The following is a 17,801-nucleotide window of genomic DNA, read 5'->3' on the forward strand; positions in this document are numbered from 1 at the left end:
CCTGCCAATAGCCTGGAGAAAACCAATCAAAAACAATATATTGAATATAATTTGATACAGAATTCAATGAGATCAAACCAAGCAATACCAATACGCCTTCACCCCATGTACATGTGTTTCTAGGCCAAGAGGTTGAATACTGCTTCCAATGCTTATCTCGCCGAGCACTAATAAACAACGTGGAAAAAGCGATAACGGGTAACAAGTAGTAGGCGATAACGGAGTAGAGCACTCGATCCAAACTCGGATTAAGTGCCCACTCTCGGGTAATGAGCAGGTAGTAATCAAGCAGAATATAACTTGGAAAAAAATAACCTATATAGATTACCACCACAGCAAAGATCATTAACCGCATCGTAAATTACTCCGAAACCTAACGGCCTCCAATACGGTTACTGCCACCTTTGTCGTGGCGGTCATTCATATCGCTGCGCGAACGAGAACGAGCCTGTGCAGCACGATCTCCCGAGCTATCTCTTCGCTGGCGATATTCGCTATAACGAGCTCTTGCAACTGGTGCGTGTGCTCTATCAAGCGAATCACGGATCCAGCTTCCAATTCCACGACCAGGATTCCCTCCAACAACTTGCTCAATCTCATGAACAGTAGCTAATACTTTCATTGTTAAACTCTCCCTCATACATAAAACATCATAAAATCCACGGTTCCAAGAGAGAGCGGACGGACAACTGACCTGTCGGTTTAAAATCTGTTGCATTCCGACCTAACCTCCCTGCTTGGATGTTAAAAATTAACGTGCTTATTCGGGAGGAAGTATTTAATTATTGCTAATTTATGATGAGGCATTGAGTTTCTTAGTTCTTGATTATTCGATTGGTTTTCCTTTGCATCAAGAGAGTTCCTCCCCCAAAAAATCACTCGTAATTACTGTTTAATAAGCTGAGTTTTTTCTCCGCTCCTTCTAGCATGGAGAGAGCCCCTAACTATCCATAAACTTGCAATTTGACCTAAACAGTCTAAGGCACTAATCCAAGGAATAAACAGAAAAAGGAATTATTATGTTATTTCGCCGACAAGTTCTTGAAGCAAAAAAACAAACGCTAACAGGTCGCGTCGTTTTAATTCAGCCACTGTCCTTGTATGGTATCAGTGCGGCACTTTTCGCTCTCTTTGTTCTCATCTTGTTCTATCTTTCGCAATTTGAGTTCGCACGTAAAGAGACAGTGAAGGGATACCTAGCCCCACAAAAAGGCGTCATCACTTTATATTTTGCTCGTTCAGGGGTACTCAATCAGCTCTGGGTAGAGGAAGGACTAGAAATCACAGAGGGCCAGCCGATTGCACGGATTCAAAATAGCCAAGGCTTAACCAGTGGAAAAGAGCGAACCACAGCTCTCATTCAAGAAATAGACACACAGTTGAAAATGTTGGAAAAAAAGCGAACCATTTCTGACGCCCTGTTTAACAAGCAAACTCTCACTTTGCAGCACCAGTTAGAGCGCCTGAATCAAAGTTTAAGCGCAATTAACAAAGCCAAACAAACCAACACCATACGCCTTGACCTACAAACCCAACTCTATGAAAAACGACAAACCTTATCTCAAGATGGATACCTTTCAGCAACAGCCTTGATAGAAGCTCAAGAAGCGTTATTAGAATACCAAGAAGCGAATCAAACAATAGATAAAGAGGTGAGTTCGCTTCAGGTCGAGATAACACAAATACAAACCCAGCAACAGTTGCTGCCTGAACAACACAACTTAAAACTACTTGAGATACAACAACAGATCTCTTTATTACAGGCCCAAAAAGTAGAGCTAAACAGCGAATATGAATTTACACAGAAAGCGCCCAAGCAAGGCACTGTTACAGCGATTCAGGCTAAAGTAGGGAGCCAAGTATCCCCAAGTACACCGATTTTAAGTATCATCCCCACCAACTCGCCCCTTGAGTTAGAATTACTCCTACCTACCCGCTCTGCTGGTTTTGTTCAACAAGGTGATACCGTCAATATCCGCTTTGATGCTTTTCCTTATCAGAAATTCGGCTTAATGACTGGTGCTATCACGAGCATTGACAAAGCTTTGATCTTGCCAAGTGACAAAGCCCTCCCCATTAAGACAGAACAAGCCATGTATCGAGTAACAGCCTCTTTACCAGATCAATTTATGAACGCCTATGGTGAAGAATTTCCATTGAAAACAGGCATGTTAGCTGAAGCTGATATTATTTTAGAAACGCGCACACTCCTAGAATGGTTACTTGACCCAATATACGCGATTCAAGGTAAGCTTTAATGAGCGAACCGCACTAAAAAAGTCAGCTTGAATGTTAGACAATGACTAAAATCGAACTAATCAGAAAAGAGGTTTTGGTTTCTAAGCCAAGTTGAGCGCATGTGCTCTACTGTAAATTGAGTTTGATGATCAAATGCCATCTTTAAGCCTGGGTGGCTCATTGCGAACGCGACGGCGTTCGGACTGCAGCCTTCAATGTCAAAAACTTCATAAGCAAGCGATATAAGTACTTCTAATACCAATGAAGGCCCAGACAAAAAGAGCGTTACATTATCACTTGATCGTAAATGGTCATACCGATAGTCCGAAAAACGAAGCCAATACTCCTCGCTCTCCATCACTCTATTGTTAACGTCACAGTCGCGAGAGTTGAAAATATCATCAAATATAATGCCGTTATCTTCCATATAACGGTAACGACTGCTCATCATCGTTAAGACAATTCTTATTAACTTGGATCCCTTAGGCGCTATCAGCACATTGTTGTTGAACTCGCCCACACTATTTTTGGCTTTCGTTAATGCCAAACCCTCTTTGTGAACGGGAGGCAAAATAAAAGGGTGGAAAAGTTTATCTTCAGTTATCGCAGCAACATCTTCATGCAAACTTTTGATTTGCTCTTTATCATCATCAAAAAACGTCGCTACGATATTCTCTACTAGCTGATGATCACCTTGGCACCGTGCAAAACGAGTCAATTGCTGAGTTCGAAACACATTCATGACGAGCTCGGCTTTAAGTACATCGACCATGTTATTACTCACCCATTCAGGAAAGCGCCGATTTGTTTTAGGAAAACAGTGCTCAAAACTTGGGAGTGTGTCGAAATCAACGTACATCCCCCCTTGATGATAAAGAACCAACAACCGAACGATATCACTCGCTGCCGCTAAATTATTTCTCAGAAGTACTTCGTACAGGTAGTAAGGTTCTAAATCAAAGCCGCTAAATACAAATAATGAGTCAATTGACGCAATATCTATCAAGGTAACTAGTTTCGTTAGCCGGTAGTAACGATGCCTAACACGATAGAGCCTATGTTCAAGCTCAGTTGCGATGTCGGCATCATAGACTCGAGTATGATCAATTAACCATTCATCGAGGTGTTTCTCCTGACTTGCTACAAACGCCTCAAACCAGTCACTTTGGTGCTTTATCAAGGCCACATCTTCATGACTGCAGTGGTGTAGCCGACAGAGAACGTCCTTAATCTCACTAGCAAGTAAACAGCGGCTATCGTAATAGATGAATGTATCGTCTTGGCAAACTTCTTCCCACACATCAAAATATTCAAGTTGGCGCTCGCCCAAACAACCAATCCAAACAAAAAATACCTTATCTAACATCACAAGGTCTTCTGGTTCGAGCCAACTAATACGCTGTAACACATCTCGAGCAAGGTATTGTTCCTTGTCAGCTAAAAGCAATTCGTCCAATAACCGAATGAAAATAGACACAGATTCGTGATTTACCTGCCCTTGAAGCGCCAGTAACTTCTCTACGAAACCACATGCTTTTTTCTTATCAAACAGCGTGGACTCAGAACTATTGATAAGCTCAAAAACAAGTTGGATATTATTATCTAACGCACTGCCAGCTGTCATATTCATCACCAATTGTCATGGAATCTTCGCGTAACAGCTCTACATCAAACACAGTGCGACGCGTCCCTTTATAGGATGGAGATAGGTAGATTTTTTTGATGTCGTTTAGATACTGTTCACTCAACTCGCCCATGGGTTCGATATCAAAAGGGGCATACTCAAGGCGAAGTTGATGCTGATAAAAGTCCCAGTTTCCTTGAGCTGAAAAAGAGAAGAGAGCTGGCTTGTCTTGATTACTTAAAAAGTATTCAAACGTCCCTTGCGATGAGAAGCTGCCGTCTTTATCCAATCTCAAATGTTCGTTGAGAATGCGGTCACCAATCAACGGGAAAGTAAACCAACACTGCCACCAACCTACCAACGCCTGCCGAGTAATAGGCATGATGGCATTATCTGACATAGAGACAAGAGAAGGCTTGTCAGCCATAGGCAACGGGAATTGAGCGACAAACAGTGATAACAAGTACGTTTTCATAATGTGCTCCATATATAAAAAGGAATACCTGATTTAAGAAAAAAGTGAGGTAAGTGAACGACATACCCCACGATAATCACCTAAAACCAATACCTAAGACGAACGGCTATTACAGCCCCCGCTCCAATCACGGCCCTTTGACGTATTTCCTTTTTTCGTCGCTGCTTTATGCAGCTTTTTAGGTTTAGAGGTACAACCGTCGTATCCCTTCCCACCCACAACTTTATCAAGCATGTCCTCTGAGAGTGACGCTACTTGTTGGCACATAACTTTCTTCATTTCTCATCCTTAACGTAACTAATGTTTCTCCCTGAATAACGCCTGTACAACGCAGCAATAAAACTTGGCACAGAACTGGCGCTTGCGTAAACGGAAGACCTACAGGGGTTTAGCCCTAGCTATATCAAGGCTTAAATACCATCAGAACCACAATTAATTTATGAGTTAATTTATTGATAACCCTCAATTCTTATTGGTTTATCAACCTAGGGGCATAAAAATACTACGAATCAAATGCCCGAATCCCTTATAGATAATTAATCGTAATTTCTCCTTTAATAACATGTCATTATCCGTAAATACTCATAAGGTTGGGTGGAATTTAATTAATAAAAAAGAGCACAGCAACTCGTTGTTCAAACTATAAAAAGCATGAACAGGCACCCAATGAGCACCTCTCACAACCAAAGAACACAGAGTATGTTAGGACACCCCCATAACCTTCTTCATCGATTGCATTACACACATCTAAAACGCGTACCTTTGGTGATGCAATCCGAAGTATCAGAATGCGCATTAGCGTGCGTTGCGATGATTTCCGGATACTACGGTTACCAAATCAATGTCGCCTCACTTAGACGCATGGTAAGGATTGGTACACAGGGCATGAATTTAAAACAGGTCATGGAATTAGCTAATCGAATAAGGCTCACAGCACGAGCAGTACAATGTGAAGTAGAAGAGTTAGATCAGCTTTCTTTGCCATGCATTATTCATTGGGACTTAAACCATTTTGTAGTGCTAACCAAAGTGTGTAATGGAAAGGTTGATATCAATGACCCCGCTCAGGGTAAGCGCCAGTTATCTACAATTGAATTTGCTCGCAGCTTTACCGGTATTGCACTCGAACTACACCCCAGTAGTAACTTTAAAAAACAAGACAAACGCGAGACCATGCGAATTAACCAACTGTGGGAGAAAATTCATGGGTTAAAACGCACCCTAGTTACACTATTAATGTTATCAGTGGTCATTCAAGCCGCCGCATTAATAGCTCCTTATTACATGCAGTGGGTAGTTGATAACGTCCTGCTCAGTCATGACACACCTTTGCTGATGGTTCTCGCATTGGGCTTTGCGCTACTGAACTTGATAAAGACCGGTGTGACCGCTTTTCGTAGCTGGTTCGTTGTGCGATTTAGTAGTGCACTCAATATCCAAATGGGCGCTAACTTATTCCATCACCTGATCAGACTGCCTAATGCTTATTTTGAAAAGCGCCATGTAGGCGATGTTGTCTCTCGATTTGGCTCTATCAACGCCATCCGGGAGCTACTCACAACAGGTATTGTTGAAGCGTTAATCGATGGCTTAATGGCATCCGTTGTCTTAATAATGATGTTTCTTTATAGCCCACTTCTGACTGGTGTTGTGCTTGCTGTAGTTGGGCTTTCTTTTGTCGTTCAGTGGCTGTTCTATTTTCCTAACCGCCGCATCACTGAAGAATCAATAGTGGCGGAAGCCAAAGAAGATTCCCATTTTTTAGAAAGTATTCGAGCAATACAAACCATTAAACTCTTTAGCCATGAAACACACCGACAAAACAGTTGGCTAAACCGCTATGCAGAAGTGATCAACACCGATATTCAATTAGGGAAACTGGACATCGCAGAAACGACACTCAACGACCTAATTTTTGGGTTGGAGATGGTTATTGTCGTTTATTTAGGAGCTTTGATTGTGATCGAAGGGGAGCTGACGGTGGGAATGTTATTGGCGTTTATTGCGTACAAAAACCAGTTCACGACGAGCATTCTTGCCTTCATAGACAAAATACTGTCCTTTAAACTACTCACCTTGCACTTAGAGCGGCTCTCCGACATCACTTTACATACCCAAGAAGATTCACCAGGCCAAGCTTCACTTCCCCTGCCAGTGAAAGGTCATATTAAAGTTGAGAACGTCAGCTTTCGTTATTTTGACCAAGCACCTTGGGTGCTAAACCAACTCAGTTTTGAAATAGAGCCTGGAGAAAGTATCGCAATCACCGGCGAATCTGGATGCGGCAAGACAACCTTACTTAAGCTCCTTCTTGGGTTACTCTCCCCGACGACTGGAACCATTTACCTAGATGGTATCGATATCCAAAAGTTAGATAAAACAACGTATCGTTCACACCTAGGAAGTGTGATGCAAAATGACACTCTACTTTCAGGAACACTGAGCGAAAATATCACCATGTTTGATAGCCCATATGATGAAGAAAGATTAAAAGAGAGTTGTCGCCACGCTAACATTTTAGCCGAGATTCAACGACTACCATTAGGCTTTTATTCTTTGGTTGGAGACATGGGAAGTAGCTTTTCCGGCGGGCAACTTCAACGTATTTTTCTCGCGCGAGCTCTTTATAAGCAGCCTAAAGTCCTCTGTTTAGATGAATCTACGAGCCACCTTGATGCTAATAATGAAGCCATTATTAACCAACACGTTCAGCAACTAAATATCACTCGCATTATCATTGCACACCGAGCAGAAACCATAGCTTCAGCTACGCGAACCATTCATTTAGAGAAGCCCCAATAGGTGTGAATTTTGACAATAACACCACGACACGACCACCGCTGCGCCTATAAATTACACGTGATAATGCAACTTAAACATATAGAACAACAGCGGCTACAAAGCTTGTTAAACCAAAGGACGGGGCGCAGCATTGGGTGGGCGGGGGATGTGGTGTGTGTTTGTGGACAAAAGAGGGATTCATTAGACACTGGGTACCCGACAACGATAGGGAGCGACAATGGTTAATGGACCACAAACACTGCAGCCCGGAGCCAAATGGGCAAAGAAAAGAATGAGAGCGAAGAGGGCTGGCCGAGTGCCGGGGGCACGCGCATTGGACGGCACGGCCAACAAAAACTGACCGCAACGAAAAATGTACCAGGCCCATGAGTAAGTGACCGCATGGAAACACGTTGTTTGTGTTTTGATGCGTTAGCCAACTGCCCTGCTTTGCCCGTCTTTTTGGGCAAGGCAGATAAACAATTGCCAGCTTGCCTGGCTACCTTACAGCACGCTTTCTGTGCGGTTGTGAAAATTTACACATAATGTCCAATAATACTTGAAGTAGCTCAGTGCCCGACAGCTTGCTGGCGAACCGGCACGTGCTATTTTGTATTATTCCACATTATGTTCAATTTGAACTAAAGGCCCCAAGCTTGGGGTTTGGGGCTGGTAATCGATCTTTTAAGCGGCCTTGCTACGAAAGACAATGCGCAGCCGCCTGAGTGGTGATGACGTTTATGTGATGGGCTGTGTCGCGCAGCGTCACGTGTTTAGCCCATGACATGTTTTTTCGTGATCACCACTTAGAAGTGGCAAGTTTTGACTGAAGTGGTAAGCAAGGCCTCAATATTGAAACGAAAAGATCAACCTTCACATCGAGTCACTTTATTTTTTTACAATCTAGTCTACTGTTAAAAAACAATAAAAATGTCTAACAACATCATCGGTACAAAGAACGTAAAGATTCAGTTGCCTAAGCTAGGAAGGAATAAACTATGGTTCTACACGCATGTCGCATCATCATGAAAGATAAAACAATCGTAGTCAGTCAATCAGTTGAAAGCTCACTTTACTTTCTTGAAGGAGATACGAGACATAAAGTATCTCAGATTGAAATTGAAGCAAAAGATGAAAATAAAATCCATTCATATTCATGTTGCTCAGTTGAAGAATCTATAGAGAACCTTATGAATCTTTAGCAAATTCCACCATTAGTCATTAGTCATTAGTCATTAGTCATAAATAGTACAGGTACTTCGTAGCCTTTTCCTATTCATAACTAGGTGAGTTTATCCCAACACCTTATAAACCGTTGTTCGACTGCACCCTAACTCTTTGCTGATCGCATGCTTATTTATCCCCTGCTCTGCAAGCTCTTGAATGCGTTGGTGAAGCGTCTTATCAGGAAATCGGCCGAGGTGCCTACCTTCAGCTCGTGCGCGCTCCCTACCCTCATTACAGCGCTGTAAAATTCGTTTTCTTTCCATCTCTGCGAACGCCGAAATGGTGGTATAAATTACTCGACCGACATCGCTATTAATGTCTAAGTCGCCTAAATCATGAAAAACTAAGCCGGCTTTTTTTGCTGCGAGCTGATCGGCAATTTGCAACGCATCGATAGTATTACGGGCAATGCGGTCGACTTTGGTAACGTGAATCACGTCCCCTTCCCTCGCAAAATCGAGCAACAGGTTAAGCTGTTCTCGATCGGAAGATTTACCACTCGCTTGTTCTTGGTAAATTTTGTCACAGCCAATCGCCTTAAGCTGCTCAATCTGAACATCAAGTGTTTGGTCTTGGGTACTGACACGAGCATAGCCTATTTTCATGAGAAGTGCCTTAAAATGAACATTAAGATTGGTTAACTTTAGTGTACATGTTCACTAGATATTTAGAAGACTAACTGGACACATTTGAGATGGGTAGCAAGCACTGTCCACAAAGTTACACCTTTATGGACAATACATCAGATTACCTTCAATCACAGAATCATACAAATTGGTTAAATCGTTCGATTCGTTTATAATGAACGAAAAGGAGAATATTATGCAATCACTTACTGCTAATACAGCTAAAACCAAATTTGGTGACTTACTGATGAAGGTTCAACGTGAACCTGTACAAATTAATAAGAACGGCTCACCCGTTGCGGTGATGATGTCTTGTGAAGAATATGAACAACTTGAAGCACTCAAATTGATGGTGGTGAAATCACGCTTCGAACAAGCAGAGGCCGATGCTCTATCAGATAACCTGGTCGATGGTAACGACTTCATGAACGCACTTAACCAAGGTAAATTTGATTAATGATGCACTACAAGCTTTCTTCTGCAGCGCAATCTGATCTCATTGAGATTCGTCGCTATACATTAGAGCGATGGGGGCAAACACAATGGACGACTTACTTTTCAGAGCTCAAGCAATCAATGGAATTACTGGCGAACAACCAGCTGCTTGGCATAGAAGTTTCTGAACTGGGAAAAAACTACTTCCGGTTTCCTTTAAAGCACCATGTGATTTATTACATCCAAAAGCAAAATCACATTGTGATTGCAGCCGTTCTTGGTAAGCACATGTCACCTGCCAAGCACTTTTCACAACTCTCTTAACCCTTAAGCTAATTTAAGGGTTAACCCGCGTCGCTTCATGTAGTCACGCAGCGTACTCGGCGCTTCGTCGATCAATTTGGCTGTGGGACGAATCCCCAAGCCCATCTTTAAATACTTCTCTATTTGTTCACGTTTAACATCGAGCTTCAGCTTCTCAGCTTGGCCCTTTGGTCTTCCGAGAATCATGCCATTTTTCTTTCTAGCGGCAAGCGCTTCCTTTGTTCTCATCGAGATAAACTCACGCTCTATCTCTGCCGCAAGTCCTAGCACCGTTGCGGTTATGCGAGATTGCATTGAACCATCTAGCTGCAAATTCTGTTTGGCGATATAGACATTGATCTTCTTTTCCATACACACTTCGAGAACCTCAAGCACTTGTAAAGTAGAACGCGCAATTCGACTGACTTCAGCAAATACGATGCAATCTCCGCTCGTCATGCCCTCCACTAACGCACCTAATTTACGTTGCCGCCATTTTTTCTTACCTGTCACCACATCTTCAACAAACACCAAATTACCTATCCCAACCTTATTGGTGTAGTCATAGATCCCGTGCTTTTGGTTTGCCACATCTTGGCTGTCTGATGAGACTCTTAAATACGCGTAGTTCGCCATGCTTCCTCCTTAATTAAAGGCGATCCAAACTGGACAAGCTGAGCGAAAAAATATGAACGGATAACAAAGAGTGCGAACAGGGTCAGATAAAAAAACAGCACCGAATGTCGGTGCTGTTTGAAAGTGTGAGAGGTCGCTTACAAAACGTCCCTGAGGTTTTTACGCTCTTCAATTTCTTCTTGTTCTGGAATAGTCCCTGGCAGCGTGATTTTTTTAGGGCTCTGCTTAATACTTTGCGCTGAGCGCGCGGGCTTAGACGCCTTGGATTTCAAACTGAAGACCTGTGGATTAATAGTGAGGCTTTGTCTCACTTCAACCGCGAACTCTTGATTTTCATTTTCAGGTAAGTAATTGCTCTTAAGGTATTTAATCGACAACGATTCTTTGTTTCTCTTTAACGTAAATAAGCACTTTGTTAATCGCATTATCGACGTTAGACCTGCACCTGAGGCCATGGTAATTTCTTGGTTACCGCGGATTTCATCTTTATTCACATGGTGAACAAGCAACAAACTGGCGCCTGATTCACTGGCAAGACTCTGAAAAACATTTTTGATTAAGCGATCGTGTTTTACCTCTTCACAACGGCCTATTGATTCCGTCACCGTATCCACTATCACTAAGTCGAATTCCGAGAAGGTTTGCTTGAGTTGATCTAAATACTGCTTATGTTCTGCCTGTTCTTGGACCGAGCTATCGGGTGGGATCACTATCGGTTCAATATCCGTTAGAAAGTGGAGATTGTTTTTTAGCTCTGACTTTATAGTGGCTGTGCAATTAGCCAGCTTTTCTTTCATCCGAGACTGGATGACACCGGCACTATCTTCTGAACTCAGTACTAAGGTTTTTTCGGGTTTATCGGCCGCGCTCATCCCGAGTAAAGACATTGAAGAAGCGTGTTCCATTGCAATACACAATGCTAGGTGAGACTTACCAACGTTAGGCGCGGCAATTAACATGCCTACATGTCCTTTAAGTAAACCTTTTAAGCTGAAACTTAAGTTTTGACTAGCAGGTGAAGCCATCAAGCTATCAAGAGATTGAGTGATCATGATTCACCCTCCCCAATGTAGAATATCTGTATGCCATTACCCACATCGCGAAATTGAAGGCTGAAGTCTTTTTCGATTTGAACGGCATTGGCTAGCAAATCTTTTCTGAGATCACTACGGAAACTATGGCTGACCTTCGAAGCAATAGATTGAATGTAGCTATCGAGTGCCCACTCAAACTTCTTGTTGTGTAAGAACTCAGCTTTATGCGTGGTAATGTATTTTAAGAATGAACGAACAGACGGTTTACTGTAGTTGGTCATTTTGTGCTGTTCTAATCGGTAATAATAGCCATGGTCGCGTATCGCCTGCAGCAGACGCATGTCTGGAACTAAGAACACATGGTTAGTGAGGTTCTTACTGTTTTTACGGCCTGTTTTAAATTTACTTCGGTCACAATAAAAACGGTAATCTTGAACAAACTCTAATGGCTTTTTGCCAATTACGTTCTGCTCTTCATCAAGCTCATTTATCACTAAGTGAGCCGTTGCTAATTGAGTAATGCGGCGTTCAATTTGATCGTAGTTCGCGCGAGTGGTCGCCATGCCCATTCGGGTTGCTAATTCATACATACTCATTGATAAAACGGTCGCGTCTCGGTCAATAAAAGAGTCGAAGCCATCTTGTTGAGTATCTGATATTTCACCATCAGAAATGGTTTGGTACACCTGAGACCAGGTTAAACGTGCGCCGGCTTCATAAGAAGCATCATCTAACTGAATCGTTTGAGCGTAGGCCAGCATAGTTTCGAGGATATCGCGATGAGGCTGTAGTAGATAATCTACATGCAGATCAACTCTGAAATTCTTTCCATAACTATTAATATTCACACTTTCTAGTGGGTGATTTGGATCAGTGCCACCACTTTGAGCGATTTGAATCAGTTTTGACTGCATCGTAGAAGTTAAACGAGATGCAGGGTGAAAGATGGTTGCTCTAGAGAAAAGAATCGATGAGATAAACCGATTCTTTCGGTCCTCTTCATTAATAACTGTCAGGCTAGAGTTGGATGATAACGTCATGATCATTACCTAAGAGTGCGATAGTATCATTTTAACAGATAACCTTACTTACCTCATCAACTTCAGTAGATGTCTATATGATTTCGGCAAATATCTATAGCTCATCACATAAGTTATGTATAAATATCGGTAAATAACTACTTACTTCGGTAAATGTTTACTTGATTCTAAAAGATCAAACTTAAGATAGGATTACTGATGAGCTATAGTTTTTGTTTGTTTTTCCATCAACCTGATCCAAAGATCATTAATTATCATTAAATTATGATCTTACCCGTCACCCAGATCGGTTAATGTTGATATGTTAATGCTTAAGTTCGGTAAATGTTTATATGTAAGATCGTCTAATATTAATATTTTATCGGTAAATGTTTATAATAAATCGGTAAATATCAATATATTTTCGGTAAATGTCTATACTTTTAGGTGGCTACTAAGAAACTAGAACCTTTAGGATCTAGTTTTACAATAATACCAACTTCACTCAGGTTCAGTCGGTGACTTAACAAGCAACATCAAATCTCTAGAGAGCTTTGATGTTGCTCGTTAAGTAAGTGTTAATACTCTAACATCTAGCTTTGAAATTTCTTTATGTTTGTCACTAATCGCATGTAATTGATATGTTTATCTTCATTAATCTATGGATTTTTGATCGCTTGATTTCTTATTTTTTTCTTATTTAATCCATTAACTTTTTATTGTGTACTCGCGTTTTAGGGTCTTACTACCCTGATCGTTGCGGGTGTTCGCCAGCGATATAAAATAAATGGGTGGAACTAAGTTTTTAGGCTTAGTAAAAGAAATAGTAAGTGACAGTGTCATAGTGTCTAGACGGGGACACGCTAAATCTAGGTTCATGGATTTAGATACAAACAAGCTCTCAGTGATGAATTCGCTAGATAAGAAGATTGATAAAGTAGTACACAAACTTATTTAGAAAGGGGAAAGAGTGACGTCTTGACCTGCAATGGTGTGGCGAGCCAAGCGACTATGCCCAGCCCTAATTAATCTGTCGTATAAATACGCGCTTGATGAAGTATGAGACTGAAAAGCCAACAATAAAATGAAAGATGGTCTTTGGTTGATGTTAACGTTTTTGTTTTGCATCACCCAGCCCGTCATAAGAATTTTATTGCCTGTCATAAATGTGAACGAATTAAATGACCGTATTATTCGTGCATATGGTTATTGGGTCGTTGTTGTGCCTCTTGTCCTTGTTGTTTACCCCTATGTTTCACATGAAAATTTTTTTCGTTGTGCGATTTTTACAGTAGTTCTTCGCTCAATAATTTACTTTTAATTTGCTTATAAACATGTCAATTACATGGAGTTTTGAACAAGCTCGAAATGAGCTATTTGGTTTTTTCAGTTTCTAATACGGTGATTTATTCTGGACAAGTAAGGACGGAATAGAATGCGATTTTTGAAACTCAGAACCGATCATAAACGAGTGCGAAGAGATGGAACACGTTATGTGACACCATTGATTGTCGATGCACCAAGACGCTTTGCGCCAAGTCGTGATCGTAAAGAAACCAGCTTGCGCCGGAAGGAGTGTCAGTTAATTACGGGAGCGCATGATTCAGGTAAAAGCCGCTGGCTTATGCGCTTAAAGGATAGCCGACACGAAATCTGGGGGAAAAAGCCGCAACCTATTTTACTTGAGGGGCTGATGCCTTTATCAAGTTGGGTGGAGGTGAAAGGCATTGCAAAATGGCACCAAGACAAAGAAGTACAATCAGAAGATTATACGCCCTGGGGGAAGCTCAACTTGCAGCTTAAGGCGGATCTCTTAGCTGATTACCTTCTTGACACCCAAGCCTTACTTTTTATTGATGACGCTCATAAGCTGACTGGCCGAAAAGCACAAATAGCCCGTAAATGTTTACTGTCTTCCAAAGTTTGGTTAATGACATCAAGCGAGGAAGGGAGGCTCCCTCCTTCTTTTCGGCCTATCGTAGAGCGCCGTGCTCCACAGCGAATTAATTTAGAGAGTGATGTTAGTTACGACACGACCAAAGCCTTGATTTGGTTCATGGTAGCGATGTGTGTGGTGGCCGGTGCATGGGAAGCTGGTGCTGTTATTGGTGGGCTTCAGATGTTAGGTACTGGAAGAAGGTCGACGCGTGCTGATTAATGTTTTCCTTATATGGATTAGTTTATGCGCGTTCAGTGCTGCCTATGCCAATGATTGGGGTATTAGTGTGCCTTGGGAGGAAGCTGAGGTGCTACCGCCAGAAATCAAGCCCTACGAGCTCCCTACTTTAAAAGGTCAAGCTCCCCACTATAATGTCCCAACCCCTGCCCTCACGCCGGCACCAAAAGTGGATCCGGATGCGATTTTTAACACTGTACTTAAGTGCTACCCAGAGAAGAGTAAATTTAAGCTCGATTTAAACTTGGTTGCGGGCATGAAATCTAACATCGATGAGTATGATTCTGAAGGTTGGCCAGAGATAACTGAGCATTACATTGGAATAGTTGGCAAAATGCCGCTCTACTCCACAACTGAACAATCTCGGGAGCGCCAATGGGAATATCAGCGTCGTACCGCTACAGCTACCTCTGTAGCAAGCTTTACTCAATCCTTAGCTGATAGAAATTATGCCTATCGCTTAATGGGGCTTTATCTCTCTTTGGAGGCCAGAGCGCAACTGAGAGTGAAAAAAGGGGTGGCGAACGTATCAGAGCAAGTCGCTTTGCTTGAAAAGGTGGCCTCTTCTCATCGAGATGTTTTGGCGCATGAAGCTAAAATCGTTGAGCATCGTTTAGCTTTGGTGGCAATGTGTGAGGCCACATATACTGATCAGATGAACCGTTATCTTCAAAAACTCGCTTACCTTCCCCGCCCTACTTCCGATACCCAATCACAATGAAATGGTTCAATCACACCTTAATTGCTGGCGCGATTTGTGCTGTGGTGTCACCTCCTCATGTTGCTGTGTGTGTCGCAGGTGCAACTGCTCCTGATTGGTTTGAATACGTACTTAAGGTTGGCAATCGACATATCAAACACCGAGGCCCCACACATGTTTTCACGCATTGGTTACTGGCTGCCCTAGCCTTTACTTTGGTTTGGGATTATCACGGGATCGGGATGGCATTTGCTTGGGGTGGCGTTAGCCATATTTTGACTGATGCGATGACAGTATCAGGTGTGCCTTTTTCGCCTTACAGTGATAGGCGCTTCCATCTGTTTGGAGGTCGATTTAGAACCGGTGACCCTATCGAATATGCAATTTCCGCAGGGGTTGTGGTGGTGTGTATTGCTCTATCCCACCTAACCGGTGGACATGGGTTTGCGCCGTTCTTTTATGATTGGGGAGGCATGTACCAAGAAGGTGTGATTGATGGATTAGAGTGGAAAACGAACCGATTTAGGCTGATTTAAATGCGAGAAAAGTTGTCAATGCTCAGCCTGAGCATTGACAACTTTTCTCTATATTTTGAAAGATAATATTAGTGTGCTGATTTGTATTTTTTCCAATAATCAAAACTATTGAGTAGTGCTAGTTCAATACCTTGTCCGTGGTATTTACATGACACATAGAATCGTTCGACATAAGCGTAAAAAGATGGGGCTCGTTGTTGGATGACTGGCTTTCTTTTTGGATAATGAACACTGATGATTAGGTAGCCTACTACCTGTTTCTTTTTTGTTTCAGCGACGAAAAAATAAGTGTTTTTATTCTCGATTTTTTCTTTTATCAAGGATTCGGTGAAAAGTAATTCAATAATTCTTAGCTTGCTTAAGTTGTAATCATTCAAGCTGTATTCGTTTCGTTCTCTGTTGTAATGGCTCATTTTACTGTGGCTACCTGCCAGTTGTTCATGACATAGAGCATTGATAGAGGATATGTCGTTGATAGTTGCTTTTCTTATTCGCACCTTAATCTCCTTTTCCTTCGTTACTGACTTCTTGTGAAGCAAAACGGTAAAATGCTAAGCAAACTCCTCCTAGGCTTATAGTAATTAAGGATAATTTATTGGCTGATAGAAGGTGTCGCATGAACGTAGTATTCAGAAGCGCGTTGTTTTAGGGCTTGGATTAATGTCGTGGGCAGGTTTCTTTCTTTTACCCAAGATTCAAATACTTCTATTGATTGAAAGCTGATAGAAGAAACAAGGCTAGATTGTTGAACTAAATGATTAAGCCAATAAAGTGTCTGCAAATCTTCTAATGGTGTTCTAGGTAGTTGTAGTCGTCCTTTTCTAATTTTTCCCTTGAGATAAGGCTTAGCAGAAACCTCAAAAGTGCTTTTTTTGGTGTTGGATTCTGAAAAAGGGTTTGGGTCTATCAGTATTGTGCTATATCGAACATAGAGTAGGTACTCTTGCTCTATTTCATTGAGTTCATTGAAAGAGTCTATTTTATCTTTTGGAATCGTTGCCTCAAGTACGGGGAGATTTTCGTCATTGAGCAATTGAAGTAAGTTGATTGGTTCCGCTGAGTAATGTTCTAGTAGGCGAGAAATTGATTTCCAATGATGCAGTAACTCTTTGATCAACTCCATGGTGATAGGGCCTTCGGGGTAGAGCTTATACATGTATTTAGTGTCATCTTCGTTTGAAAGAATATGATCTAAAGAAAACGTATTGATTAGAAAAGCTGGGTGTACATAAGCTGCAGCGTTTCTGCCTTCTACACTAAATGGGTTATCAAAGAGAACGACTTGAACATTCACTTTTTCTAATGCGTTCCTTAAAGCATTAAACAAGACATCATTGGGTTCGGAGAGATAAATATACACTCTTTTTTTCACGGTTTTAGTCGTGACTGTAAGAGGGTGTTGTGTTGTTGGATTAGATGAAAAATGAGACGTTGCAAAGTAGCTAGAAAAAAGAATGATGTTGGGAGATACCTTTTTCTTTTTCAATATCCCTTTTAGGATAAGACACCCACCAATCATGGATGACATAAGGATAATTTGCTTTAGATTTTTCAAGCAGAGCTCAGAAAAAGAAGCTAGGACATCACAATAGGCGTGAGCGGGGGTCGCTAGAACTAGCGTGTCCCATGAAGAGGGCAGGGGAGATAAATCTGTATAAAGTTCATCAAATCTAATAAGACCAACAAGTGGTGCTAATTGTGGCTTACTTACTTCACAGCTAGCAACGTTTCCGTGTTGTCGCATTAGTCTTTTTCTATTCTCCCATTGATGAGAGCTTTTGCTTATGAGAGCTATTTTCTGACTAAAAGGAGCAAGAATCTGACTGGTTTGAATGCCGGCGGGTCCTGCACCTACAACTAATGTATTGCCTAGAATCATAATAAACTCGCTATCTCTATTTAACCGAAAAGGTACTTTTAGTTCCTTTCTCATATCACAAATATCCATAGTGAAACTTCGAGAGTAGATTGTTTATTTAATTATTCTTATT

At 41.7% G+C, this 17,801-nt stretch carries 18 protein-coding genes and 1 pseudogene; 8 read left to right on the plus strand and 11 right to left on the minus strand.

Translation table 11 applies throughout. The features are described from left to right. Positions 1 to 355, minus strand: a pseudogene (locus AB6D07_RS18020) (CPBP family intramembrane glutamate endopeptidase); the annotation flags it as partial. Positions 356 to 373: 18 nt separating this feature from the next. Continuing rightward, entirely contained in the window at positions 374 to 622 is a 249-nt protein-coding gene (locus AB6D07_RS18025; RefSeq protein WP_017062000.1) for a hypothetical protein, read from the minus strand. Positions 623 to 1,019: 397 nt separating this feature from the next. On the opposite strand from AB6D07_RS18025, the gene AB6D07_RS18030 reads away from it, so the two are divergent. Continuing rightward, positions 1,020 to 2,258 (plus strand): HlyD family secretion protein, encoded by a 1,239-nt coding sequence (locus AB6D07_RS18030; protein WP_017062001.1) that lies wholly within the window; start codon positions 1,020 to 1,022, stop codon positions 2,256 to 2,258. A gap of 56 nt (positions 2,259 to 2,314) precedes the next feature. On the opposite strand, the gene AB6D07_RS18035 is transcribed toward AB6D07_RS18030, so the two are convergent. From AB6D07_RS18035 to AB6D07_RS18045, 3 genes are all read right to left on the minus strand, one after another. Further along, positions 2,315 to 3,862 carry a TcdA/TcdB catalytic glycosyltransferase domain-containing protein gene (locus AB6D07_RS18035; protein ID WP_017062002.1) on the minus strand — a complete coding sequence of 516 codons (1,548 nt, stop codon included), beginning with the start codon at positions 3,860 to 3,862 and terminating at the stop codon, positions 2,315 to 2,317. Then, on the minus strand, positions 3,837 to 4,337 hold the full coding sequence (locus tag AB6D07_RS18040) for a hypothetical protein (RefSeq protein WP_017062003.1): 501 nt from the start codon (positions 4,335 to 4,337) through the stop codon (positions 3,837 to 3,839). The genes AB6D07_RS18035 and AB6D07_RS18040 overlap by 26 nt, the downstream gene beginning before the upstream one ends. Positions 4,338 to 4,430: 93 nt before the next feature. Continuing rightward, positions 4,431 to 4,616, minus strand: a complete 186-nt coding sequence (locus tag AB6D07_RS18045; protein WP_017062004.1) for a hypothetical protein — start codon at positions 4,614 to 4,616, stop codon at positions 4,431 to 4,433. A 420-nt stretch (positions 4,617 to 5,036) separates the two neighbouring features. Between AB6D07_RS18045 and AB6D07_RS18050 the strand changes: the two genes are divergently transcribed. Together AB6D07_RS18050 and AB6D07_RS18055 are read left to right on the plus strand one after the other, a co-directional pair. Continuing rightward, complete coding sequence (locus tag AB6D07_RS18050; RefSeq protein ID WP_120459742.1) at positions 5,037 to 7,139, plus strand: peptidase domain-containing ABC transporter; 2,103 nt, start codon at positions 5,037 to 5,039, stop codon at positions 7,137 to 7,139. A 217-nt stretch (positions 7,140 to 7,356) separates the two neighbouring features. Beyond that, a complete protein-coding gene (locus tag AB6D07_RS18055) occupies positions 7,357 to 7,479 on the plus strand; it encodes a hypothetical protein (RefSeq protein ID WP_017061968.1) in 123 nt (40 codons plus the stop codon). A gap of 931 nt (positions 7,480 to 8,410) precedes the next feature. Here AB6D07_RS18055 and AB6D07_RS18060 read toward each other — a convergent pair. Continuing rightward, positions 8,411 to 8,950, minus strand: a complete 540-nt coding sequence (locus AB6D07_RS18060) for a recombinase family protein (RefSeq protein WP_132974785.1) — start codon at positions 8,948 to 8,950, stop codon at positions 8,411 to 8,413. Between the two features lie 217 nt (positions 8,951 to 9,167). On the opposite strand from AB6D07_RS18060, the gene AB6D07_RS18065 reads away from it, so the two are divergent. Together AB6D07_RS18065 and AB6D07_RS18070 are read left to right on the plus strand one after the other, a co-directional pair. Next, positions 9,168 to 9,428 carry a type II toxin-antitoxin system Phd/YefM family antitoxin gene (locus AB6D07_RS18065; protein WP_017061972.1) on the plus strand — a complete coding sequence of 87 codons (261 nt, stop codon included), beginning with the start codon at positions 9,168 to 9,170 and terminating at the stop codon, positions 9,426 to 9,428. Further along, complete coding sequence (locus tag AB6D07_RS18070; RefSeq protein WP_017061973.1) at positions 9,428 to 9,730, plus strand: type II toxin-antitoxin system RelE/ParE family toxin; 303 nt, start codon at positions 9,428 to 9,430, stop codon at positions 9,728 to 9,730. The genes AB6D07_RS18065 and AB6D07_RS18070 overlap by 1 nt, the downstream gene beginning before the upstream one ends. 3 nt (positions 9,731 to 9,733) lie before the next feature. Here AB6D07_RS18070 and AB6D07_RS18075 read toward each other — a convergent pair whose 3' ends face one another. The 3 genes from AB6D07_RS18075 to AB6D07_RS18085 form a co-directional block, all read right to left on the minus strand. Then, entirely contained in the window at positions 9,734 to 10,345 is a 612-nt protein-coding gene (locus AB6D07_RS18075) for a recombinase family protein (RefSeq protein ID WP_017061974.1), read from the minus strand. A 137-nt stretch (positions 10,346 to 10,482) separates the two neighbouring features. Continuing rightward, the gene (locus AB6D07_RS18080) at positions 10,483 to 11,397 is read right to left on the minus strand and encodes an AAA family ATPase (RefSeq protein ID WP_017061975.1); all 915 of its coding nucleotides are present in this window, start codon (positions 11,395 to 11,397) and stop codon (positions 10,483 to 10,485) included. Further along, positions 11,394 to 12,419: a hypothetical protein gene (locus tag AB6D07_RS18085; protein ID WP_016768696.1), complete on the minus strand. Its 1,026-nt coding sequence runs from the start codon at positions 12,417 to 12,419 to the stop codon at positions 11,394 to 11,396. Before AB6D07_RS18085 ends, AB6D07_RS18080 begins: the two co-directional genes overlap by 4 nt. A gap of 1,414 nt (positions 12,420 to 13,833) precedes the next feature. Here AB6D07_RS18085 and AB6D07_RS18090 point away from each other — a divergent pair. The 3 genes from AB6D07_RS18090 (at position 13,834) to AB6D07_RS18100 (ending at position 15,810) form a co-directional block, all read left to right on the plus strand. After that, positions 13,834 to 14,556 carry a hypothetical protein gene (locus AB6D07_RS18090; RefSeq protein ID WP_017061976.1) on the plus strand — a complete coding sequence of 241 codons (723 nt, stop codon included), beginning with the start codon at positions 13,834 to 13,836 and terminating at the stop codon, positions 14,554 to 14,556. Positions 14,557 to 14,623: 67 nt separating this feature from the next. Beyond that, positions 14,624 to 15,295, plus strand: coding sequence for a hypothetical protein (locus tag AB6D07_RS18095; RefSeq protein WP_372091486.1), 672 nt, complete (start codon positions 14,624 to 14,626; stop codon positions 15,293 to 15,295). After that, on the plus strand, positions 15,292 to 15,810 hold the full coding sequence (locus tag AB6D07_RS18100; RefSeq protein WP_017061978.1) for a metal-dependent hydrolase: 519 nt from the start codon (positions 15,292 to 15,294) through the stop codon (positions 15,808 to 15,810). Before AB6D07_RS18095 ends, AB6D07_RS18100 begins: the two co-directional genes overlap by 4 nt. Before the next feature lie 68 nt (positions 15,811 to 15,878). Here AB6D07_RS18100 and AB6D07_RS18105 read toward each other — a convergent pair whose 3' ends face one another. Together AB6D07_RS18105 and AB6D07_RS18110 are read right to left on the minus strand one after the other, a co-directional pair. Next, entirely contained in the window at positions 15,879 to 16,307 is a 429-nt protein-coding gene (locus AB6D07_RS18105) for a GNAT family N-acetyltransferase (RefSeq protein ID WP_029236518.1), read from the minus strand. Between the two features lie 95 nt (positions 16,308 to 16,402). Further along, positions 16,403 to 17,743 (minus strand): opine metallophore biosynthesis dehydrogenase, encoded by a 1,341-nt coding sequence (locus AB6D07_RS18110; RefSeq protein ID WP_017061980.1) that lies wholly within the window; start codon positions 17,741 to 17,743, stop codon positions 16,403 to 16,405. Positions 17,744 to 17,801: the final 58 nt, after the last annotated feature.

It is taken from the genome of Vibrio sp. 10N.239.312.C11 (genome assembly GCF_041466065.1).
Lineage (GTDB): Bacteria > Pseudomonadota > Gammaproteobacteria > Enterobacterales > Vibrionaceae > Vibrio > Vibrio tasmaniensis_A.